Annotated in this window: 19 protein-coding genes; 7 read left to right on the plus strand and 12 right to left on the minus strand. The window is 42.7% G+C overall.

All coding sequences use genetic code 11. The annotated features are described in order from the left end of the window. The first annotated feature begins 418 nt into the window (after positions 1–418). On the plus strand, positions 419–1,477 hold the full coding sequence (locus CRJ00_RS08940; RefSeq protein WP_099366535.1) for an NADH:flavin oxidoreductase/NADH oxidase: 1,059 nt from the start codon (positions 419–421) through the stop codon (positions 1,475–1,477). Here CRJ00_RS08940 and CRJ00_RS08945 read toward each other — a convergent pair. From CRJ00_RS08945 to CRJ00_RS08955, 3 genes are read right to left on the minus strand one after another with little or no spacing between them, the layout of a single operon-like run. Further along, positions 1,470–1,865, minus strand: coding sequence for an acyl-CoA thioesterase (locus CRJ00_RS08945; RefSeq protein ID WP_099366536.1), 396 nt, complete (start codon positions 1,863–1,865; stop codon positions 1,470–1,472). The genes CRJ00_RS08940 and CRJ00_RS08945 overlap by 8 nt on opposite strands. 21 nt (positions 1,866–1,886) lie before the next feature. Beyond that, positions 1,887–3,707, minus strand: coding sequence for a MutS-related protein (locus CRJ00_RS08950; RefSeq protein WP_099366537.1), 1,821 nt, complete (start codon positions 3,705–3,707; stop codon positions 1,887–1,889). Beyond that, complete coding sequence (locus CRJ00_RS08955) at positions 3,707–4,564, minus strand: DUF4886 domain-containing protein (protein WP_099366538.1); 858 nt, start codon at positions 4,562–4,564, stop codon at positions 3,707–3,709. Before CRJ00_RS08955 ends, CRJ00_RS08950 begins: the two co-directional genes overlap by 1 nt. Positions 4,565–4,701: 137 nt before the next feature. On the opposite strand from CRJ00_RS08955, the gene CRJ00_RS08960 reads away from it, so the two are divergent. Further along, a complete protein-coding gene (locus CRJ00_RS08960) occupies positions 4,702–5,358 on the plus strand; it encodes a protein-L-isoaspartate(D-aspartate) O-methyltransferase (RefSeq protein ID WP_099366539.1) in 657 nt (218 codons plus the stop codon). 30 nt (positions 5,359–5,388) lie between these two features. Here the strand turns inward: CRJ00_RS08960 and priA are convergent, their stop codons facing one another. Further along, positions 5,389–7,869: a replication restart helicase PriA gene (gene priA / locus CRJ00_RS08965; protein WP_099366540.1), complete on the minus strand. Its 2,481-nt coding sequence runs from the start codon at positions 7,867–7,869 to the stop codon at positions 5,389–5,391. Between the two features lie 93 nt (positions 7,870–7,962). Next, positions 7,963–8,352, minus strand: a complete 390-nt coding sequence (locus tag CRJ00_RS08970) for a DUF423 domain-containing protein (protein WP_099366541.1) — start codon at positions 8,350–8,352, stop codon at positions 7,963–7,965. 132 nt (positions 8,353–8,484) lie between these two features. On the opposite strand from CRJ00_RS08970, the gene CRJ00_RS08975 reads away from it, so the two are divergent. From CRJ00_RS08975 to CRJ00_RS08995, 5 genes are all read left to right on the plus strand, one after another. Then, positions 8,485–11,130: a hypothetical protein gene (locus CRJ00_RS08975; protein WP_099366542.1), complete on the plus strand. Its 2,646-nt coding sequence runs from the start codon at positions 8,485–8,487 to the stop codon at positions 11,128–11,130. 54 nt (positions 11,131–11,184) lie between these two features. Beyond that, a complete protein-coding gene (locus tag CRJ00_RS08980) occupies positions 11,185–12,192 on the plus strand; it encodes a DHH family phosphoesterase (protein WP_099366543.1) in 1,008 nt (335 codons plus the stop codon). 27 nt (positions 12,193–12,219) lie between these two features. Further along, on the plus strand, positions 12,220–13,197 hold the full coding sequence (locus CRJ00_RS08985) for an FKBP-type peptidyl-prolyl cis-trans isomerase (protein WP_099366544.1): 978 nt from the start codon (positions 12,220–12,222) through the stop codon (positions 13,195–13,197). Between the two features lie 122 nt (positions 13,198–13,319). Beyond that, complete coding sequence (locus tag CRJ00_RS08990) at positions 13,320–14,114, plus strand: TatD family hydrolase (protein ID WP_099366545.1); 795 nt, start codon at positions 13,320–13,322, stop codon at positions 14,112–14,114. Positions 14,115–14,117: 3 nt separating this feature from the next. Next, positions 14,118–15,140 (plus strand): asparaginase, encoded by a 1,023-nt coding sequence (locus tag CRJ00_RS08995; protein ID WP_099366546.1) that lies wholly within the window; start codon positions 14,118–14,120, stop codon positions 15,138–15,140. On the opposite strand, the gene CRJ00_RS09000 is transcribed toward CRJ00_RS08995, so the two are convergent. Genes CRJ00_RS09000 through CRJ00_RS09030 form a run of 7 tightly spaced genes read right to left on the minus strand, consistent with a single transcriptional unit; the run spans position 15,127 to position 24,401 of the window. Beyond that, positions 15,127–16,428, minus strand: coding sequence for a bifunctional folylpolyglutamate synthase/dihydrofolate synthase (locus CRJ00_RS09000; protein ID WP_099366547.1), 1,302 nt, complete (start codon positions 16,426–16,428; stop codon positions 15,127–15,129). The genes CRJ00_RS08995 and CRJ00_RS09000 overlap by 14 nt on opposite strands. Before the next feature lie 12 nt (positions 16,429–16,440). Beyond that, entirely contained in the window at positions 16,441–17,262 is an 822-nt protein-coding gene (locus CRJ00_RS09005; RefSeq protein ID WP_099366548.1) for an energy transducer TonB family protein, read from the minus strand. A 59-nt stretch (positions 17,263–17,321) separates the two neighbouring features. Further along, the gene (locus CRJ00_RS09010; protein ID WP_099366549.1) at positions 17,322–17,729 is read right to left on the minus strand and encodes an ExbD/TolR family protein; all 408 of its coding nucleotides are present in this window, start codon (positions 17,727–17,729) and stop codon (positions 17,322–17,324) included. Between the two features lie 43 nt (positions 17,730–17,772). Beyond that, on the minus strand, positions 17,773–18,465 hold the full coding sequence (locus tag CRJ00_RS09015; protein WP_099366550.1) for a MotA/TolQ/ExbB proton channel family protein: 693 nt from the start codon (positions 18,463–18,465) through the stop codon (positions 17,773–17,775). 38 nt (positions 18,466–18,503) lie between these two features. After that, a complete protein-coding gene (locus tag CRJ00_RS09020; protein ID WP_099366551.1) occupies positions 18,504–19,610 on the minus strand; it encodes a hypothetical protein in 1,107 nt (368 codons plus the stop codon). Between the two features lie 38 nt (positions 19,611–19,648). Further along, positions 19,649–21,358 carry a TonB-dependent receptor gene (locus CRJ00_RS09025; RefSeq protein WP_099366552.1) on the minus strand — a complete coding sequence of 570 codons (1,710 nt, stop codon included), beginning with the start codon at positions 21,356–21,358 and terminating at the stop codon, positions 19,649–19,651. Positions 21,359–21,371: 13 nt separating this feature from the next. After that, on the minus strand, positions 21,372–24,401 hold the full coding sequence (locus tag CRJ00_RS09030) for a tetratricopeptide repeat protein (RefSeq protein ID WP_099366553.1): 3,030 nt from the start codon (positions 24,399–24,401) through the stop codon (positions 21,372–21,374). Positions 24,402–24,426: the final 25 nt, after the last annotated feature.

Here is a 24,426-nt window from a genome sequence, read left to right on the forward strand (position 1 = left end):
ATTCTGCGTGAACCGATATCGATCCCCGCAGCATGATCGTGAATGATTTTCATGGCACATCAATTAAAATGTGAAACCATTAAGCCCATAGAGGAAAAATAAACGGCAGGCTACCATACGGACAATCTAAAAGATGTACCAAACTCCAATGCCTCAATCTATGGAACCAAGCTCAGGGACAGGCAAGATGCACTATACGATAGTCCGGTCAAACTGCAGAATGGTCAATGAACTAAGTTACTAAATGTCATCACCTTCCGATAAATTTAGTTCAAATTTTTAATTCTCAGGATGACAAAGGCTGCTCAGGATGACAAAGTTCAAAGATTGCTTCGTCGTACCTCCTCGCAATGACGGGATGTCCTCCTCGCAATGACGGGGAAATCCAAATAAAACTCTTAATTTTAAAACAAAAAACATGTTATTCACTTCCCTTCCTCTTAAAAACCTAACCCTCCCCAACCGCATCGTTGTTTCCCCTATGTGTCAATACTCCGCGGAGAACGGCTATGCCAACCACTGGCATCTTACCCATCTCGGTCAATTTGCCATTGGGCGTGCTGGAGCGGTGATCCAAGAAGCAACGGCCATATCCCCTGAAGGAAGGATTTCCTATGGCGATTTAGGCATTTGGGAGGATGAACAAATAACCATGTACAAAAACATCACCCAATTCATCAAATCCCAAGGGTCCATCCCTGGAATCCAATTGGCACACGCCGGCCGAAAAGGCAGCACCGATAAACCATGGATCAGCCGAAAACAATTCCTTCCGAATGAAACACATGGTTGGCAAACCTTGGCACCATCCGCCATCCCCTACCATGAAGAGGAACATCCTCCAAAAGCACTCCACCTGGAAGAAATCAAAAGTTTAATAAAAGACTTCCGAAAAGCGGCAAAAAGAGCTGTAACTGCTGGATACCAGATCATCGAAATCCATGCCGCACATGGCTACCTGATTCACCAGTTCCTTTCTCCATTGGTCAATAAAAGAACAGATATCTACGGCGGCGCATTTGAAAATAGGATCCGGTTTCTTCTGGAGATCGTTCAAGAAATTCAACTGGAGCTTCATGAAAACCATTCCCTTTGGGTTCGGATTTCAGCGACCGACTGGGCGGAAAATGGCTGGGATCTGGAACAGAGCATTGCCTTATGCAAAGAATTGAAAAACTTAGGGGTGGAAGTAATCGATGTATCTTCTGGCGGGGCGGTTCGTGAACAACAGATCGATGTGCATGCAGGCTATCAAGTTCCCTTTGCCGAAAAAATAAAGGCAGAAACCGGGATGTTGACCGGTACGGTAGGATTGATCACATCAGCAACACAAGCAGAAGAAATTTTGGATAAGCAGCAGGCTGATTTTGTGTTGATCGGGCGGGCTTTCCTAAAAGACCCACATCTGGTTTATTCCTGGGCGGAAGAATTGAAAGAGCCCATTACCTGGGCTCCACAATATGCTCGGGCTAAATAATCCCTTCTAGAACAGGGATAGGTTTTTTATCATCGTCCAGAGCGACGAAGGTAAACCTTCCTTGGATAGCCAGTTCGCGGCCATCCTTATACATGCTTTCCAGAAAAATCTCTACAGCGATTTTCAGACTGGTACGGCCTACACTTTCTACCCTGGCGATGGCTTCCACAATACTTCCAGAAGGAATAGCCTTGTGGAAATCGATCTTATCGGTGGAGACGGTTACTAATTGCTTTCTACAGAAGCGCGTGCCGCACATAAAGGAAACCTCATCCATCATGGCCATGGCTTTACCGCCAAATAGGGTGTCATGGTGGTTGGTGAGGAAAGGAAACACCGTCATGGTAATTCGTGTTTCACTTTGGTCAATACGTTCTTGAATAGTCATTTTCTTAATAAAGCCGCAAAGTTAAGCAACTTTTTCACTTTCAACGACTACTCCGATCCCCTTTAATAGCAAAGAAGCATTGAAGATGGTACACGGACCATGCTTTAATTTATAATCAAAAAGCATTTCGGAACCCTGTACCTGAATATCAAAATGATAATTCTTAATTCTTTCTGGATATTGCTCCGCCAGTTCTGCGAGTTGAAGGTCATGGGTAGCCAACATCCCTCTTCCGTCCAAACCGATCAATTTTTTGATGATGGCTTTAGAACCTAGGTACTTATCTACCGAGTTTGTTCCTCTCAACATTTCATCGATCAGGAAAAAACTGGATTTATCCTGCTCTACCTGATCCAGGATAAATTTCATCCGGTCCAGTTCCGCCTTAAAGGTTGACGTACTTTCATTGAGGGAATCCTTGATCCGCATATAGGTCAATAAATGGTAAATTGGCAAGCGAAAGAGTTTTGCATTGACTACTGCTCCAGCATAAGCCAATACAGCATTGATCCCCACAGTTCTTAAAAAGGTGCTCTTACCCGCCATATTAGAACCTGTAATCAAGGCGATATCGTGGCTCTGGGCATTATAATCATTGGCAACAGCTCTTTCTTTGATGATCAACGGATGATTCAATTCCTCTGCATTGATCTTATCGAACCGGACATGATCCAGTATTTCCGGTTGCACCCAGTCCGGGTTGTTCTTAGAAAGAATAGCTAAAGAAACCAACGCTTCATAAGCCGATATGGCTTCAAATCCCTGCAGAATGGAATCCTGGTACTGCTCTTTCCACTTATTGATAGCCATTACCTGTTTAAAATCCCATAGGAACAACATGTTAAGAATTGCCCCTACAAACATATTATTTCGGGCATCCAACTTATCGATCAACTTACCGAGTTCAGCGATGATGGTCGATAGCTTTTTTTCTGAGCCTTTTACCTTAATCTGCTGTTGGATTTCCAGATTGAGCTTTGATGTGTATTTTTTATCTTCTATTAATTTAATGGCATCGGCCAAGCCCAATAGGGAGGCGCCCAGTTTATCGATCTTATTGGAAAATTGGGAAATCTTCCCGGCCTGAGAAAGTGTCCACAAAAGATGGACAACAGCCAAGATCAACAGATAAGGAACGATATTATAGTAAAATTGGGAAAAGGCCAATCCAAAGAAGAAAATATTAGGACTTGCTTCCACATAGAATGCTAACCATTTGTTCCCAAAATTCAGTTTTTTATCATTAAAAAAGCTGGCGATATATGCTCTCAGGTTAACTTTTGAGCCCAGATTGATCATCATTTTGGTCTGAAAGGTCTGTAGATGCGACGGATCTTCACGCAATTCGTTAACCGCCTGCTGTCTCGCCAAGATTTCTTCCTTGGTGGCTGCATGGGAGAACCAATCCTTCAATACGTTTACCCCATCCTTACTGGAACAGCGGTTAACCATAGCGAAGAGTGAATTGGCTCCGAAAACATCCAGATCAGAAGCATAAGGATGGGCTCCATCGTTAAACTCTTCTCCATGCTCATACATATTGCCCTTGCGGTTCATGATATTCAGTTCGTTCTCATTGATCCGAAGGAAAATCCTTGCCTCCTGTAGCTTTCGTTCAATCTTACTCTGCCGAAAGACCAAAAACAGAAAGATAACGACGACCAGAATGATGGTCCCCATCACCAAAATAATATTATTGGTATCGAATAGTTTGAACAGAATGATTCCTCCTAGAATCATAACCCCTAATCTGAGGAAGGAATTTTTATTGATTTTGGATTCTAACGCTTTGATATTGGTTGTGGCAGAGGCAACATTTTCCTCGTAATATGCTACACTCATTATTTCTTAACCTTTGTGATTTTAAATGGTTTTTTTATCGCTTTCCAAGCCGACTCTTTTGCAATCTTGGCTTGGATATCGGTTATTTTTTCCGGTTTATATTTATTTTTTCTTGGATCGAGATTGAACAATTTAGCATACCAGGTTGCTGCTGCCGTGAACCTTCCATAGTCCAAGTTCATGTGGTAGCCATCTCTTGTCATGTGATCACCGATAGAGCTAGTTCTCGCATTTTGAATAGCAGTACCAGCGGGTACCACAAACTCATAATCTCCTGTCTTGGCGATCTGGCTAGTCACATTCATGATGCTATCGTACATCACCAATTGTTGGCCATCATAATTTTTGAACCCCTCGTGCTTAGAGTCCTGTTGGTAAGCCCAAGTCTGGTGATAGACCATCTTGGAATCTGGATTCATATGGGCAAAAACATAGGTCCAAAGATCGGGCAGACCCCGCATGACCACATTATATTTTCCTGAAAGTGGACTTGCCTGCTGCAAACTGATATAGTCCCAATTATCATCTGCTAGGGCTTCTTCAATACTGACTTTGTCTGTTGTTTTTTTAATGCCATCCTCCCCTACTTTACGATAGCTATAGGCTTTTAGGTTATTATGGGCATTTTTCAGATGCAGTTCTATCGGTGCTCCACCTATATATAGATTTCCGATCACCATTTTCTTCCCGGCAGCCTTTGCTAAATCATAAAGGTAGTTTTCGATGCCATCTTCGGAAAAACTATTCCCGATAGCCAATACTTTCATCACGTCATCGTCTTTTGGAGATATCTGTTGCGCGAATAGAAAAGGTAACTGAAATGAAATGAATAGGATAAATACAAAAAGCTTTTTCATTTGATCATGATTTTAATAAAAATACGAAAAATAAGCTTATGAATAGGTTTAAACCTAAAAATTCCTCAGGTAATTGAGCATGAATGTTTTGCAATTAATCTTAGAAATATGGTAAAATAAGGGTAATTTTGGGGGATATGGCGTATAAGTTTGTTGACAATTACCGGGAACAGGGAGCGAGGAAACAGTTGGTTCGACATCTCGAAAAAAGGGGTATCGAAGACAAAAAAGTCCTTGCTGCCATTGGAAAAGTGCCAAGGCATTTCTTTTTCGATGAAACTTTCTGGAATCAAGCTTATCGGGACATTGCCTTCCCCATTGGCGATGGACAGACCATATCCCAACCCTATACCGTAGCTTACCAAAGCCAACTGCTACATATCAATAAAGGCGATAAAGTATTGGAAATAGGAACCGGATCAGGTTATCAGACTTGTATCCTAATGGAATTGGGTGCAGAGGTTTTTACGATTGAAAGGCAGGAAAACCTCTACAACAGAACCATTCAAGTATTGCCCTATATGGGTTATAAACCTCATTTTTTCTTGGGAGACGGCTCGATGGGCAAACCAGAACATGCGCCCTACGACCGCATCATCGTAACGGCAGGAGCTCCTTTCGTACCGGAAAAAATGTTGAAACAACTCAAGCTCGGCGGCTTGATGGTCATCCCGGTGGGAGATGAAAAAGCACAAAAGATGGTGACTATCCTACGTGTGGGCGAGAATGATTTTGAACGTATTGAATTGGACACCTTCCGATTTGTACCCTTGGTGGGTGATCAAGCCTGGTAATTTTTGACCTATAGCTTCGTATAGGTTTAATTAATACGGATCCACATCAATCTGTATCCTAACCCCTTTATTCTTTTTATCCAGGTCAAAGTGCAGGATAGACTGTTTGATCAGATCTTTGACCTTACTAATGGAAATGTCCTTTCTTTCGATCTTCAGGGTAATGGTCTGGATAAAGTTATTCCTCACTCTGGAAACCAATGGTGGTTCAGGACCCAGTACCCTGGCTCCCAATTGCTGTCTTAGTAAAGAAGCCAAGCGAATGGCTGAATCATTGACCAGATCTTGGTCTTTATGCTTCACATCCAATTTGATCAACCTATAAAAAGGAGGATACTGGTAATTCTTTCTTTCGGTTACTTCGATCATGAACATGCCTTCATAATCATGTTGTTGGACCTGCTCCAGAATTCGATGGTTCGGTGTATAGGTCTGGATGATGACCTGACCTGGATTCTGCCTTCTCCCCGCTCTTCCTGATACTTGAGAAAATAGAGAGAATGCCCGTTCATAGGCCCTGAAATCAGGGAAGTTGATCATCCCATCAGCATTGATGACACCGATGAGGCTCACATTCCCAAAATCAAGTCCCTTGGTGACCATCTGTGTTCCGATCAGCACATCAAATTCCTGGTTATCGAAAGCGGAGATCACGCGGTCGAACCCATGTTTTCCTTTGGTGGAATCGAGGTCCAGCCTACCGATCCGCAGATCAGGCAATAGCAGCTCCAATTCCTCTTCCACCCTTTCTGTTCCAAAACCTTTGCTCTGCATGTGGGGCAAACCACAAGCCGGACAGGTCTGGGGCATTTCTTCCGAAAAGCCACAATAATGACAATGTAAGAGATTGCTGGTTTTATGGTAGGTCAAACTGACATCACAGTTGACACATTTGGCCACATAACCACAGGTTCCACATTGCAGAAAGGGGGTATGGCCTCTCCTATTCTGAAACAGAATGACCTGTTCCTTATTGGCGATGGTGGTTTGGATAGCTTTCAATAATGTTCCGCTGAAGTAGGAAAACATCTCTTCCTTCCTTCCCGCTTCAGCGATATCGACAATCTGGATTTCCGGTAATTTGGCTTCGCCAAATCTCTGCAGGAGTTCCACTAAACCATACTTTCCCGCTTTGGCGTTGTAATAACTTTCTACGGAAGGTGTAGCCGAACCAAGTAATACTTTAGCCTGATGTTGGTGGCCTAAATAGATGGCGGTATCCCGCGCATGGTACCTTGGTGCCGGATCATATTGTTTATAGGAATTTTCATGTTCCTCATCCACAATGATCAATCCCAGATCGAAAAAGGGAAGAAAAACGGATGACCTTGCTCCGATGACCACTTGGAAATCGCCCTTCCTAACCCGATGCCACACCTCTGCACGCTCATTATCGTTGAACCGAGAATGATATACACCGAGCTTATCGCCAAAATGCAGTTTAAGGCGTTCGGTAATCTGAGCGGTCAATGCGATTTCTGGCAGTAGATATAAAGCTGATTTTCCTGTTGCCAGGCATTCCTCAATGAGGCGGATATAGAGTTGGGTTTTACCCGAGGCGGTAACCCCATGAAGCAACACGACATCTTTGGATTCAAAATTGAATTTGATCTGATCGAATGCTGTTTGCTGGGCTTCATTAAATGTAAAATCCGGGGATAATAGGACATCTGTTCCTTCGAAACGACTCACCACTTTTTCCTTCACATCGAATACGCCTTTATCGATCAAGGCAGTTATGGCACTTGCGGAAGCACCCGATGCTTCCATGACATCCTGCCTACTGATATCTGTTTTTGTTTTTTGCAATTGCATAAAGGCAAGGACCGCATCCTGTTGTTTAGGCGCTTTATTTAGGGAGTCCAATAGTTCTCTCTTCCCATCCGCATCATTAAAGATAGATGCCAATCGTAAGAAAGCTTTGGTCTTTGCTTTATATTTTTCCTTGATCTCCTCCGAGATCAGGATGTAACCTTTTTCAAAAAGGCTTCTCAATAAAGGGAATACGGTTTTCTGCCCCAGGATTTTTATGACATCATTGACGGTCAGTTCTCCGGCAAGGTCCAATGCTTCCAGGATCATGTATCCTTTATCGGAAATCTGGCTTCGATCTAAAGTAGGATCATCTGCTGCCATGATCTTGGTCTCGGAGGCCATTTTCAATGCGGCAGGCAGTGCAGCCTGCATGACATCCCCCGGAAAACACATGTAATATTCCGAAATCCAGTTCCATAGGACAATCTGATTAGGGAAGATGATGGGATCATCGTCTACCACATCCAGGATATACTTTGCCTCATATTGCAGCGGAGCCTCTTCGCTTAAAGCCACGATGATAGCCGAATAGATTTTGTTCTTTCCGAATTGTACGATCACCCTGCAACCGACTTTTACCTTTTCGTTGAGTTCGAGGGGAACCCGATAGGTATAGTTTTTGGCGATGGCCAGTGGCAAGATCACTTCAACAAATAAAGTCTTTCGATTTGAGGCTAATAATTCCGCTTGAGACATATAACAAAAATAGGGAATATTAGCCTCATTTTAGCATAAAAAAAAGCTGCAGACCAAGGCCTGCAGCTTCCATCAATTTAATTTTTAATATGCTTATGCTCTATTCTTCATAGCTGCGACAAATAAGGCGATCCATCCGACCATGAAGCATACGCCTCCCAATGGTGTGATGGGGCCAATAACCGAAATATTCTCTATCCCTAACAGGTTTCTGGTACTCAAAAGGTAAAGCGAACCGGAAAACAAGAAGATACCCAAGGTAAACATGATATAAGAAACCTTAATGGATTGACTTTTTGCCCTGGAAAAAGTGGATAAGAATAACAATGCCAATGTATGGTAAAAATGATATTGATTGGCTGTTCCCCATGTCTCTAACTGTTTCTCTGAAATTTTGCCTTCCAGGCCGTGAGCTCCAAAAGCGCCCAAGATCACTGCAAGCAAGCCAAAAAATGAGGCAGTTAGAATTATTTGCTTGTTCATATATGCCGTTAAAATAATTGTTGGTTATTTTTTCGTTTATAAATGTATAAAATAACTTCCTAAAAAACTCGTCTAATTTTGCAATTTTGTATATATTCAACATAAACTAATACCTCGGAAGGCTTTTCGAACATGAGAAATACAATAATTGTTTCTGTTCTTCTATTCATCGCTGTCATTGTAGCTTCGGTTTTCTACTTTGGTGGATTGGACTCAGAAAAAAAAGAAGCGGTAAAACCTATCGCATTTTTACCCAGTGACACTTACCTGGTCGCTTCCTTCGTGAACGACGAGACAACGGATAACATCTTTAAGGATTTTGAAATATTCCAGGCTATTCTTGGCAAGCAGGACCTGGAACAGCTGAACCTCCTCAAACAACAACTTTTAAGGAATAAAAATCTATCCGCTTATCTGGGTGGTTCAGATATTTTTATATCCTTACATCCAGGGAAGGATCAGACGGAAATGCTCTATAGCATTCCGGTTGTTGAAGAACCTGAAAAAGAAGCGATGGATCAATTGCTGGGTCAATTAAGCTCGCAGTTTAAATTCGGTAAATCCGATAGTTTGGGCCATACCATCTATAGTTTTCAACAGATATTGAAGGACTCTACCCAAAGTAAAATCTCCGATTCGAGTTTTTACGTGAGTTATCAGTCCAATATTTTCTTTGCCAGCTATAACAAAGAGCTGTTGTTGAAAGTACTCGACAAAAAGCAGGAAAAGCTTAAGGAGTCTCAAATAACCTATTTCAATGAACTCAGCAACCGTAATTCACCTTTTACGGTGTATGTTCCACAACAAAATCTTCCTGCCTTTTTTGCTGTTTTTAAGCGGAATAAGGCCGGCGATTTTCTACGTCAGTTCATCCAATTAAAAGGACAGACAGTTTGGAACATCAATTATAAACAGGATGCTTTGATGCTTTCGGGCGAGAGTGAACTGGAAGATAAGGACAGTCAGTATATCGCCTTGTTTGCCAACCAACGGAAAACAGTGCAACGCTTGTACAATTATTTCCCATCAAACACGATGATGTTTGTGGAATATTCCTTTTCCGATGCGAATAGCTGGTTTACCGACTTGGCTAAATGGCAACAGGGTCAGGATGGAGCCAAACAGTTAACTGATCAGGAAGTGGAAATCGCGAAGGATAGACCGAACCTGCTGGCTGATTTTAAATCGGTTATTGCTGGGGATTTTGCCGTTGTAGAACAGAGTAATTCGGATTATTTAGGTTTTATTGCCATCAAAGACAGCAGTAAATTGGAACAAATCTTACCGGAACTCGCCGAAACAGTTGGCGATAGCATCTATAGGTTCAGACATGCCCATATGCCCTATCGCTATTTCGGCGAAGGTTTAAAGGCCTTTTCGAGACCCTATTTTGTTCGTGTAAACAATCTTATCGTCCTAGCAAACCAACAATCCACGTTACAGGAGTATCTACGTACCTGGAAGCGTAAAGATCTATTGATCGGTGGAATTGGCTTTAAGAACTATGAGCAGATCCAAGGAAATGAGGCCAATGTCACCTTTTTCCTGAACACCAAAAATGCCAGCAACTTTTTGATCAATAACTTGAGCAATACCTACAGTAAGAACTTTAGGAATAAGGAAGATTATGGGTATCAGGAATTCTATTCCTGGTCGTTACAGTTGTCGGGCAATGCCGGTAATTTTATCAGCCGCCTTTATGGTATCTATAAAAGTAAGAACCGACTGGGGGTAAATGCAGATTGGACCTACAGCATGGGTAGCCGACTAATATCGGGGCCTTATGTTTTTGAACATTCGGATACCTCGCAGTTTATCCTGGCACAAGAGCAGGATCATACGGTTCATGCCATTCATCCTAGTGGAAATAAACTGTGGTCTACCGTATTTTCAGGTCGAATTGTTGGGAAGACCATCCAGTTGGAGGACCGCTCGCTCGTTCTGGTTACCGACCGAAGGAGACTCTATCGATTTGATCCTCATGGTAAAATGATGTCCGGCTTTTCCAGCAGTGTTTCTGCTGAGCCAAGCTTTCAACCTACTTATGTGGATTGGGGAAATCAGAAAATGCTGATCATTCCGGGTAAGAACAAGTTGATGGCCTATGACCTGGAAGGAGGTGCTGTAGTAGGATGGGATAATGTGACGGTGGAAGGCAGTTTAATGGGGCCTGCACAGTTTGTGGACAACCAGGTGGTTGTGGCTACAAGTTACGGTAGGGTTTATTTCTTTGATATGGGTGGAAATAAAACCCAAGAGATCGATGTCCCTGGGGATGTTAATTTTATTTCTAACCTGGGCATTGTACAACGGGAAAATGGCTATGTTTACTATGCCGCCGATGAGGACGGTAAAGTCTATGAAATGAATAAACAGGGCGAGAGCAAGGTGGTATATGAAGGAAAATGGGACGCAAAATACCATGCCGAATTTGAGAATATTGCAGGTACTTCTGCTCCAGAAATGATCGTTTTGGATGGTTCTGTGCTGCAAATACTGGAATTGGGGAATACGGTTAAACCGCTCTTTGACCATACCTTTACCAAGAAGATTGAAAACAAACCTTATTATTTCCCTGCGGGATCTGGTTTGCTGAAGATGGGTATAGCGCCACAAGGCACCAACCTGATCTATTTATTTACAGAGAACGGTGGAATAGCAGATGGCTATCCTGTAGAGGCCCAGCCCCTATTCTATGATGGAAAAATCAATTACAATTCGGGGAATTATCTGATTTGCACCCGTCGGGATTGGAAACTTTATGCATTTAGGCATTAAGGTTTTTTTTCATTGCCGATTTTTTTTCATTAGGTTTGCAATCACAAAATTCGTATGTTGACAGGAGAAGAATATTTAGTAGAACTATCCAGACCTAAAAAGATCATCATCACTACCCATCATAAACCTGATGGAGATGCCCTTGGCTCTTCCTTAGGCTTGTACTATTGGTTGAAGAAGAAAGGCCATGATGTGCACATCGTGCTATCATCGGATTTTCCAACCTTTTTGGATTGGATGCCTGGCCGTGAGGAATTGATCTTCTATACGGAAGATACAGCCTATGCACAATCTTTGTTCGATGCGGCAGAAATCATCTTTTGTTTGGATTATAGCGCATTATCTCGTACCAACATCTTGGAACCCGTTATCAGGGAAGCGAAAGGCCAGAAATGGATGATCGACCACCATCTGGATCCAGAGGATTTTGCTACTGTTTGCTATTGGGATTCCAATGCAGCAGCAACCGCTCAATTAGTATATAAATTTATCGTGGAGGAATTTCAGGATAAAGCACATATTGATGAGCAAATAGCCACCTGTTTGTATACAGGGATTATGACAGATACCGGTTCTTTCCGATTTAAATCGACCACTTCGGAAGTACACCTGATCATTGCAGGTTTATTGGAAGCTGGCGCTAGAAACTGGGAGATCCACGAACAGATCTATAACAGCAGTACAGAGAACAGGCTTAAGTTTTTAGGCTATGCCTTATTGAACTGTTTGGAGGTGATTCCGGAATATCATACAGCCTTATTCTCCTTGAGCAAGGATGATCTGGCAAAGTTCAATGTAACGACGGGCGATACGGAAGGATTGGTGAACTATGCCCTTTCGATCAAAGGCATTCGTTTGGCTGGATTATTTGTAGATAGAACTGAATTAATTAAATTATCTTTGCGTTCCATTGGAGAAATCCCATGTAATGCAATCTGTAAGAAGCATTTCAATGGCGGTGGCCATTTGAATGCTGCCGGCGGAAATTCTACAGAGGAATTAGGTGAAGTGGTAAGCAGATTCAAATCTATCTTGCCGGAGTATAAAGAATATTTAACATAGCATATTTTAAGAGTTATAAATAGAAAAATGAAAAAATCGATTGTAGTTTTAACGGCACTAGCAGGACTATTCTTTGCATCGTGTCAGAATTTTAAAAAAGGTGAAGGTGGCCTTGAATATAAGTATATCAAGGATGGCGGCGCTGAAAAAGCTGTAGGTGGTGATATCCTAGCGTTGGATATGATCGTTGAAACAGACCGTGACTCCCTTTTAGGAAGTACTTATGATTTAGGTATGTCCCAAATTGCACCTATCTACCCAGATTCATTGATGCAAGGTGGATACCCAGGTGATAACAATACCATGTTAAAAATGTTGGGTGAAGGCGATAGCGCCGTATTCAGATTGAACTTGGATACCATGGCAGCTAGAACTGGTCAACCAAAACCAGATATCGCTGATAAATACATCCAATTCACAGTAAAAGTTAAAAAACACTTCAAGAAAGGTAATTTAACTGACTCTGCTCTATTCGAACAAGTGAACAAATTCTACCTAGCTGAAACAGAAAACCTGAAAAAAGCAGAACAAGGTAAAATCACTAGCTACGTGGAGAAAAACAAATTGACACCTAAGAAAACAGCATCAGGATTACAATATGTTATCAAAGCAGAAGGTTCTGGCAACAGCCCTGTTGTAGGTGATACCGTAGTATTGAACTATACTGGTAGCTTGACTACTGGAAAAATGTTCGATACGAACAATCCAGAGACTGCGAAAAAAGAGAAAATCCACCAACCAATGAGACCTTACGAGCCATTGCGCGTACGTATCGGTCATACACCGGTTATTCCAGGATGGACTGAAGGTCTTCAATTATTGAAAAAAGGATCTAAAGCTACTTTCATCATTCCTTCATCTTTAGGATACGGTGAGCGTGCTCAAGGAAACATGATTCCAGCATATGCACCATTGGTATTTGATGTGGATGTATTGGAAATTATCCCAGGTCCAAAAGAAGAACCAACACCAGCACAGCCTACTATTCCGGTTCCAACACCATAATGTTATTGGCCTCTAGGTTAAAATATTGAAATATTAATAATGAATCGCAGTTATTTTTGAAATAACTGCGATTTTTTATTCTATAGGGGCACATTCAATAACAAAATATTAACTTTGGCTCCATGGAAGAAATAAGCAGTCCTCGCAAATATTCGCTAACAGATACGCATACCCATATCTATTACAGTACGGAACCCGACAAGTTGAAGCAACAGATGCAACGTTGTCTAGATCAGGGGGTAGATCGCTTATTCCTTCCGAATGTGGATCTCGAATCCATTCCCATGGTCTACCAGACCGTCGGCGAATATCCATCCCATTGCTTTCCTATGTTGGGCTTGCATCCCTGCAGTGTTAAGGAAGATTATGCACAGGTATTAGATCAGATTGAACAGGAGATCCAGGCTAGAAAGATCTATGCTATTGGCGAAATTGGCATCGACCTTTATTGGGAGCAGGACAGCCTTGCATGGCAACAAGCGGCCTTCCGAAAGCAGATCAATTGGGCGAAGGATATGGGCCTACCGATCAGCATACATTGTAGGGAGGCTTTTGATGAAGTGTTTGAGATCCTGAAAGAGGAACAGGATGGTCGTTTGTTTGGGATCTTTCATTGCTTTACGGGAAATCTCGACCAAGCTAAGTTGGCCATCGACCTGAATTTCATGTTGGGAATAGGTGGTGTGGTCACCTTTAAAAAGGCTGGATTGGACGCCGTGGTAAAGGATATCGACCTGAAGCATATTGTCCTTGAAACGGACGCCCCCTACTTGGCACCGGTTCCGTTCCGTGGCAAAGAAAACGAGAGCAGCTACTTGGTACATGTTGCCCAGAAAGTAGCGGATCTCCATGAAATATCGTTGGAGAAATTAGCTGAAATAACAACCAATAATTCTAAAAAAGTATTTAACATCTAGTCCATGTATAACATTTTTATCATTTATACAGGTGGAACCATCGGTATGGTTAAGGACCCTGAAACAGGAACATTTATTCCATTTGACTTTGAGTTGATCGAAAAAAACCTTCCGGATTTAAGTCGTTTGAACTATAAGCTGACGGTGCATTCCTTCGACCCTATCATCGACTCCTCTAACATGAGACCGAGTATATGGTTGGAGATGGCCAAGATCATCCGTGATAATTATGACCATTACGATGGTTTTGTGATCCTTCATGGATCGGATACCATGGCCTATTCGGCGTCGATGTTGAGTTTCCTGTTGGAAGGTCTTCAGAAACCGGTAGTCTTCTCCGGCTCTCAATTACCTATTGGGGAGATCCGTACAGATGCTCGGGAGAACCTGATGACGGCTTTGGAAATTGCATCGGCCAAAAAGGATGGTCGTGCGATCATTCAGGAAGTATGTATTCTTTTTGATAATAAACTGTTCCGTGGAAATAGGTCCTTCAAATACAATTCGGATAAATTTGAGGCATTCCGTTCGCCAAACTACCCGGTATTGGCAGAAGCTGGAATCCATATCCGATACAATGAGGAAGTACTATTGAATAATGAAGGCAAGGAATTCATCTGCCATTACCATATCGATACCCGCGTAGGCGTACTGAAACTATTCCCTGGTATCAGTAAAGAAACCATTGAAGCGGTATTGAACTCAGATGTTCGCAGTATTGTGATGGAGACTTTTGGATCCGGCAATACCATGACGGACGAATGGTTCTTGAACCTGCTGGCTGATGCTGTAAAATCGGGCAAGAATATCTTGGATATATCCCAATGTAAGGTAGGTTCAGTGGAACTGGGCCGTTACGAGACCTCTAATGGATTAAAATGCATTGGTATACTCAATGGCTACGACATGACATTTGAGACCGCTGTAACCAAGCTTATGTACCTCCAGGGTGAGATTGCATCCCAAGAGGAAGTAGCGCATTGGATACAGGAGCCTTTACGTGGAGAGTTGACTAAAAACGATTAGTCAACAACTCCGCTACGACGAAGGTACTCCCGCCTACAAAGATCAGATCATTTTCCTGATATTGTTGTAGGGCAGCATCAAATGCTTGTTCAATACTTTCGTAATGATTTCCTTTTAAATCAAATCCTGATGCCAATTGCTTTAGCTGATCCGCAGGCATTGCCCGAGGCATATCGGGAGCTGCAAAATAATATTGTGCATTTTTAGGCAACAGGGGCAGAATATGGCTCAGGTCCTTATCCTTCATCGCGCCAAAGATAATATGTAGTTTTTGGAAGTTTAAGATTTGAAGGTTCTTCAGTACTTCTTTTATCCCATCTTCATTATGACCGGTATCACAGATCACCCAAGGAGATTTTTGCAAGGTCTGCCATCTTCCACGGAGTCCGGTGCTTTCCTGCACATGGCTTAGGCCATAAGCAACTTTCTCATCTGGCAAGACATAGCCTAATTCCTTCAGCTTTTGGGTAGAAGTAAGCACACCCAAGATGTTTTTCTGCTGATAAGTACCTGTGAGGTCGCATAGCCATTGCTGCTTTTCTTGTGTCGCCTTATTCAACACCTCCACCTGCAATCCTTCAGTGGTACGATCTGCGCGAACCAATTCAAGCACATCCGTAGCAAAGGTCAGTTCCGCTTGCATAGCGGCTGCTTTTTCGATAAAAACATGCTGTAAATCCGCTTGTTTTTCTGAGATCACTACAGGCGTGTTGGCTTTGATGATTCCTGCTTTTTCTCCTGCTATTTCTTCCAGAGTATCCCCAAGGACGTTCATGTGGTCCATCCCAATGTTACTGATAAGACATAGCTCAGGCGAAATGATATTGGTGCTATCCAAACGCCCGCCCAATCCCACTTCGATCACAGCGATATCCACTTTTTCATTTGCGAAATAGTCAAACGCCAAAGCCACCGTCACCTCAAAAAAGGAAGGTTGGATCTCTTCGATCAATGCTTGGTGCTTATTCACAAAATCAACTACCTGCTGTTGAGGGATCATAGCGCCATCTAAGCGAATCCTTTCCCTAAAATCAACCAGGTGAGGCGAAGTGTATAATCCGGTCTTATAGCCCGATGCAGCAAGCACAGAAGCCAACATATGTGAACTGGATCCCTTACCATTGGTTCCGGCGATGTGTATAGATTTGAATTTTTTATGGGGGTTTCCCAATGCTTCACAAAGTAAAAGTGTTTTATCCACATCGGGATTAATGGCAGAAGCGCCATCACGGGTAAACATAGGTAATCGAGCATAAAGATACTCGATTACCTCTGTAAATGTTTTCATATTCTAGAAAGATTATCTTACTCTAAATCTGAAGGTAATTAATCCGGTTTGGGTATCCGGAGCATTGGCTAAAGAATTCAAACGTGCTCTGCGAACCGCATCCACACATTTCTGCACCAACCTATAGTCAGCGATCGTAGTTCCTTTAGCTTGACGGGCACGAATGATGTTCCCGCTTTTATCCACAGTAAATTCCACCTTGACAATACCGGTCTGTTGGCCATTATCTTCCACGTTCGGGCGAACCTCGAATCGACGATTCTCCAAAGAAAGCATGGTGTTTCCAAAACCAGATCCACCTTCACCATAATTAGATGCCAATGGGTCTCCTAGTTTGGATCCTTGGTTTCCGGCCGTACTTCCTGTACCATCACCTACGCCCTGTGCGTTGTTCTTCTTGCCTTTATACAAGGCATTCGGATTGACCGCAGGTGTAGCGTCTTTCTTCTCTGCTGTAGCCTGATCCGCATTGGCCTTTACCGGCTTCTCCGATTTAGGCACTACCGGCGCATCTTCCATATCCTGCGTTTGTACCGCTTTGTCGGTTACTTGCTGGGATGGAGTTGGAATAGGTGTGGTATTTGGATCGATCTTATCTGGTCTTACATTATTGGCATTTTCATCCATGGAAGGTTCATCCACACTCATGTAATCATCGCCCATACCTTCCGGGGAAGTACCGTAATTCACGATAATTCCGCCCATCCCGTATTCCGGTATGTCTTCTGAAAAGACAATAAAAAACCCGATGGCCGCCAAGGCGATCATCACCAAAGACGATATCCCAAACGCCTTTCCAAGGTTATTTTCTTCTTGATATTGATGGTAATACATATCCTAATTCCTAATCAATTCGACTACCTGCCGAAAGAAACGTTTAATTACCCAGGTAATTAGTCTCTTTTAGGCTCCGTAGCCAGAACAAGTTTCACTTTTAATTTATTGGCCACATCCATCACCGAAAGGATGTTTTTGATCGGCACTGTTTCATCTGCATATAGCATGATGGTCAACTCTTCTCCCGTAGCGATATTGGACTGGATATAACTTTCCAGGTTCTCCAAAGGCACGGCTTGTTTATCCACATGGTAGGTCAGATCACTGGTTACCGAAATGGTCATGGTCTTTTTTGCTACAGATTGCTCTCCAGCAGAAGATTTCGGTAATAGTAGTTTGACAACCTGTGGGTTGGCAACTGCAGAAGCCAAAAGGAAGAACAACATCAAAAAGAACATGATATCGTTCAACGCAGCGGTGTGTACCTCGGCAGCTGGTTTATTTCTTTTATTACGTAGATTCATAGTATGATATGTAAAGCTTTTGGAATGATTGCGCTATTAGCTATTATAAGCTAGGCTCATCCAATAGATCAATAAATTCGATAGCATCCGTCTCAATACGTAAGATCAAGCGTTCTACCATCATATTCAAAATATGGTAACCAATGTAAGCTAAGATACCGATGGTTAATCCGGAAGCCGATGCGATCATTTTCACATATAGACCACCCGATACCGAACCGATATCAATACCGCCTGCTACCTCTACATCACGGAAGATCTGGATTACCCCAAAGATCGTTCCTACGAAACCAAGCATCGGCGCAATACCTGCAATGATACCCAAGATATTGATGTTCTTCTCCAAACGGGAAACCTCTAATTTTCCTTGGTTTTCAATCGCTCCTTCAATGTCTTTGATCGGACGACCAACACGGGTCAATCCCTTTTGCAACATCCTGGATAATGCAGAATTGCTAGAGCGACATACCGCCATCGCAGAATCCAATTTTCCGGCAAGGACATTACTTTTAACCTGCGCTAATAATCCACCCTCTGTTTTACCTGCTTTGGAAATGGTGATGTAACGTTCGAAAAAGATGACTAATCCTAAGAAGAATAACAATAGGATTGGGATCATGATCCATCCACCCTTCATCAATAATTGAAGAAGATTAAGATCTTCCTGAACGACTACCGGTAATGCTTGTTGTTGAACTTGATTTAAGGTATCAACTGTTGCTTGTACTAATGACATAATGATTATTAAAAGTTATGCTTGTTTGTGATTGATTACTAATTCAGTTTTTGAACCCAGGCATCTGCTACGTGACGTTTCTGAACAACACGCAAAGCGGAATCCGCTTCAGCTTTCGTTACATACGTATCCCAGATAACTGTTTTCTTGTTGTGTGCCAATTTACTTGGAATTACCCGAACGGAGGTTACTCCCGCTTTATTGAATGATTCTGCCTGATCGAATGCCTGCGCCAAGGTAGCATGCTTGCCAATGACGATGGAATACTGATGACCGGCAGGGATCAATGGTTTTTTAGTCTCTTCGCTAGCTGCAGGTTTCACGGCTGCAGAATCTTTCGCAACTGTCGAATCAGCTCTACCTAAAGAATCCAAGGCTAAAGAGCTGCTGTCCGCAGTAGCCAAAGCGGTATTGTTCTGTTCTACTACCTGATTTTTGTTGCTATCCAAGGCCGTTGCCGAGGTATTTTTTTCAAAGAAACCTTTGTTATAAGCCAAGCCACCAATAACAGCAATGGCAAGGATGGCTGCTGCAATAAACCAAACTAATTTATTCGATGAGCGCGGAGCTTCTTCTTCATAAACAGGTTCTTCGACAATCGCTTCGGGTTCTTCGGCAAAGGCAACAGGCTCTTCGCTTGGTGCCTCCTCAGTGACTTCGGTTTCCTCGACTGTTTGCTCCTCCGCTGGCTCTGCTACCGTTTCCTCCACCTCTAGTTCCTCTTCAGGCGCTGTTACCACAGCGGTTGGTAGGATTTCTCCGGCTTCCACAGGTTCCAATTGGAATCCGCTTAGATCTTCCGCTTTAAAAACAAGGGAATTCCCATGTCTGATCAATTGGCCAAGATGGGTCAGGCTCGCCTGCCCATGGTCCTTGATTTCCTCAAACAGGTTGATGACAGCTTCCTGCACCGAGTCCTGCGCATCTGCGTGGGATACCTGCTTAGCCTGCTGTACATATTCTACGATATCCACCCCATCCACCGACTTCGGATCGAACTCCAAATAAGTCAATGGCGGTAAATAAACACCTTTACGTTCATCAAATACAGAAGAGGTATGGATGCGTTTAAAAACGCCCAATCCTTTTACAAACACTTCATTTCGGTGTTTTAATACTTGATAAATATATCTTCCTAAATCCATGAATCCGTTTTTCGGTGCAAATTTAAAGTTTGTCTACCTTAAAATGAAAAATTAATACCACCCAAAATATTAAACCCTAATTTAGGATAATATAGGTACTGTTGGTATTCTGTATTCAAAATGTTATTCGCTTTCACAAAAATCCCCAATTGCTTGGTTGCTTTGTACTCCGCACCAGCACTTAGGTCGAAGAATGAAGGAACCGTTGTTTTCTGGAAGGTCGCATCAGGTTGACCATTCTGGGTCGCGAATCTATATTCTTTTGCAAAGGAATTCCCATGGAATAACGCTTCGGCATCAATAAATAGTTTCTCCGAAATGTTAAATCGAGCATTGGCTGCTAAGCGCATTTTCGGCATGTGCCAAGCTTCATCCTCGACCACCATGGTATAATTGTCGATGTTCAAACGACCACCAAGGTTAACCAAGGCCGAAAGACGGACATTGATCTCCCCTTCTAAACCTACATGTTTAACTGCATCATCACCATCACCATCATAGATCAATCCGAAATTGAATGGTGTGGTCTGGTTGTTGACAAAGAGAGGTAAACCTTCTACTTTTCTGTAGAACGCCTTTACTTTATAGCCAAATGTGGCACCGGCATTCCCTTTGATACCCCCATAGATATTCATACGGTCTACTGTGTTCTGGATGTTCAGGTTTGGTCCCAAATAAGGATTCAACTTCGTGAAACTACGGAAAGATCCTTTTTCCACGCCACCTTTAACCCCTCCAAAAATATAGAAGTATTCCGGAACCAAAGCAAAGTCAATCTCTGCTTCTGGGAAGATGTTGAATCTGGAGCTATCGCCAAATTCAGAAACGATGTTTGCCCCTAAAGTAATGTTATAATTATCGCCTTTGAATTTGATATAAGGATTGATGTTCGCAATCGAGTTGTTCAAGGAACCATCAGGTGTATTCACGCCTTTGATGGAATTCAGATCCACGGCAAGGTTTGCACCTACATTGAAAGAATTCACCCTTTTGTTCAAGTATCCTGCAAGGGCGATGGAGTTTTCACCCGCATCGTACTTGTCCTTATAGATATATCCATCCGCTTTTAGTGAATAGCTCAGCGCATCCGCATTGTTAGGATCATAATTGCTGGTCAATTCTGCCGAAAGGAAGATATCGTTAAAACGTTGTGCCTCACGGGTTGGGTTTAAAGGTGTTTCGTCATCTGCCAATGGAATACCATAAAAGCGTGTTCCGAAGCCATTATATCCCACTAAACCATTCAGGGTAAACATCGGTAAGATCCGACGTCCGAAGATTCCGACTTCCTGTCTGGAGAATTTCTGGTCTTCCAAGTTTCCTTTTTGGCTCAAGTGCTTGGCATATCCTCCAAAACGGATATCCTCATAATCTTCCACCGCAAAATAGGCTTCACCTAAAATGGTATTAAAGTTTCCAATACCAAATTTGGCATAATTACTCTTTAGATCAAAGATCTGCGAAAATGGGGTTTCCATGATCTTCAGTTCCTTCAATCCGGTATTGATGTCCAATTTCTTATCCGGCACATTTCCGTAATTCAATTTCGGCATGTACTCTCTTTTATTGGACATATCAGGACTACGACGAATTTTTACTGCATCAGCAAGAATAGGGCGGTAATCACGTACGATATCTATAGAATCCAATGTTACTGGTTTTTCTGGCGTCTGCGCCGAAGCGGCATAGCCCATTCCCAATAAGCAGGTTAATATGGTAGATTTTTTAAAAAATGTGTTGACCTTCATCTTTTTCCTATTCTTATTTAATTTTTTCTAACAAATTTTTAGCCGTTTCCAGGATGCCATCATCCGTTGTTTCGTAATTCTCGATCACACTTTCCAACGTCGATTTCGCTTGGAAATTGTCGCCCTTCGCTTGGTAGGCTTCAGCCATCAGGATAAATCCTTTGGCCACCCAATAGTCATACGAAGAGAAGGAATCTGCGATATCCAAGGCCGACTTGATTGCCCCATCGTAGTTTTTGTTCTTCACTTGTTGTTCCGCCACCATATAACGTGCTTCAGCACCGGTTTCGGTTTTTGATTTCAAGGCAGCAAGGTTCAATTCCTTCATGCCCTCAGATCCCCTACTGGTCGACAAATAAGCCTTCGCCGCATATAGATGTGCTTTAGCGATATCCTCCTCCGAAGCCTTTTCATACTTCTTGATGATGTTCGCATAATTCAAGGTCTCGGTATAATCGCCGATATTGAAGTAACTCACCAATAGGTTGTTCACTGCCCAACCGTAGTTCTCTTTGTATTCCGAAGTCAGCTCCAATTTTTTCAATACTTGCGTCGCTTCGTTATAAGCCTTATTGCGCAAATGCAATTTCGCTACAGAAATCAAGGTCTTTTCGGTATAGGCCGAAGTCCAGTCATTCATGATGATATTGAAATCGTGCAATGCCTCTTTGTCCTTACCCAGGTTAGCATTACTTTCCCCACGTAAGAAACGCGCATGTTTCTCATTGATCGGTTTCGGGAACTTATCAAAATAAGCATTCACCGCCTCCACGGTAGCTTGCCAGTTTCCACGATCGAATAAGGTACGGGCGATGGAGAAGGTGTGTGCATCCTGCTCTGCCGTGCTTAAGTCACCGATATTGGTACCTGTCGCATAGCGGATATATCCCGAAGCATCCCCTTTATCCAAGTAGATGTTTTCGATGGATCCCAAAGCCTGTTTCGCTTCATCCGTTGTAGGGTATTGGTTTACTACGCGTTGGAAGGTAGCCAAAGCCGCATCGTTCTGATCTTTGTTGTACTGTACCAAACCAATGGTAACCAAAGCTCTCGGTACATAAGAACTACGTGGATATTGCTCCACCATTTTCTGCAAACCGGTTATCGCTTCGTCATGGTTGCCCATCAAGAAATAGGTATAAGGTACCTCGAACGCCACATCATCCGCATAATTGGATTTAGGGTATTTCGACATCACGGTATTCAAGGTCGCAATCTTTCCATTGTTATCGCCTTGAAGGCCTAATAATATCCCTTTTTGGAATAAGGCATAATCTTGACTCTGCGCGCCCGAAGCGATCAGACGGTCGTAATAATTAGCGGCCTTACTGTAGTTTTTAATCGCAAGGTACGAATCTGCTGCACGGGCAAAAGCATCGTTGCGGGTATTCAGATCGATACCATCCTTACCTCCGCCTGCTAAGAATCTCTCGAAATAATTGGCAGCGGTGCTGTAATTGTCCGCACGGAAGGCGGCATAGGCCAAAGCATAGTTCGCATAGTTATACACATCCGTTTTACGGGCTGCTGGCAAGGCCAGAAATTTATTGAAATTGGCAACCGCCTCTTTGTATTTACGAACCTCATACATGGCTTCAGCTTTCCAATAGGTCGCTAAAGCATGAATCTCCTCATCATGACGGTTTTCTTCCGAACGCATGAACATGGAAATCGCGTTCTCAAAAGCACGTTCATTGTAATATTCCAACCCACGGTAATACGTTACTTTCTGGTAAGCCGCATTCGCTTCTTTACCTCTATTTTTCAAGGCTTCCAACACATCTACTGCCTGGCGGTAATTCTTGGTACTCAACAATACCTCCGCCTGCAATGTCCTCGCCTCTTCGTTTCTTTTGGTTCTAGGATAGGTTTTGATGTATTCCTGGATCGCATCCAGCGCAACCTGGTGGAATTCCAGGTCGTAGGAAAGCTTGGCATAATTGAACAAACCTTCTTCTTTCAATTCTGGATCAAACTCCAGTTTCGAAGCTTTGAAGAATGCATTTCTAGCGCCTTGTTTGTTGCCAGTTTTTAGGTAGGCATCCCCCAAGGTGATCATGGCACTTTGGTAATAAGCATCCGGTTCTTCCAGTTTGCTCAATTCCTCAATCGCCTTTTCGTAATGTCCTAATTTGTAATTGATATAACCAATCTGGTAACTATCCTGATTGTTCTGTGTTTTTCCTTGATCCTGCGCCTGGAATTTATCGTAGTACTCTTTGGATTTGTCCAAATCACCTTTGATAAAATAGGTGGCAGCAATGATGCGGAACATGTCGGTCTCACTCTCCTGCTTGGTGGTTTCCAGTTTTGGCAAGGCGTAGCTTAATACTTCGTCATAGCGTTTATCCAAGAAATATAGGGCAGTGATATAATAAGGGTAACTGTTCTCGTAGGTTTTTGAACCTTCTAAGCGTTCAAATTCATTCAATGCGGTTTTATATTCTTGATCAAGGTAGCTTAGGTAAGCCGAATAATAGATGGCTGCTTCCTGGTATGGGCTTCTTTGATCTTTCAACTCCAAAAACACCGGTTTTGAAGCTTCATAATCGCCGGTCATGAATTTAGCGTAGGCCAGTTTGAAGCGGTATTCTAAGTTCTCCGCACCAGCAAGGTTTTTGCTATCGATTTTCTCGAACCATTCGATCGCTTTTGGATAGTCTTTCTTTGCGTAGTAGGATTTACCGATCTGGAAATAGGCAGCTTTGGAATTGGCACTTGCCGGATAATCGCGGATGAATTTCAGGAATTGATTTTCCGCATCAGATTCGCCAAGTTCAATCGCACATACCGCTTGATAATAACGGACATTCTCTTTCAGTAAACTGATCTCTTGGGTTTCATCCAATTGTAGGGTCGACTTGGTCCTCAACTGCTCCACCAGATCAAACTGCTTGGATGCAGAACTAAATTTTCCCCTTTCAAATAACTCTAAGCCTTCTTTATAAGCCTTATTTACCTCTTGCCAAGCTGAATGTTGTGCCAATGCTGGTGTACTCATTAAGCTCAAAGCCACACCTACCTGGTAAATTTTTTTATACATACGATTGAATACTCCTTTAATAGAT

The sequence above is a fragment of the Sphingobacterium sp. 1.A.4 genome (assembly GCF_002734245.1).
Classification (GTDB): Bacteria; Bacteroidota; Bacteroidia; order Sphingobacteriales; family Sphingobacteriaceae; genus Sphingobacterium; species Sphingobacterium tenebrionis.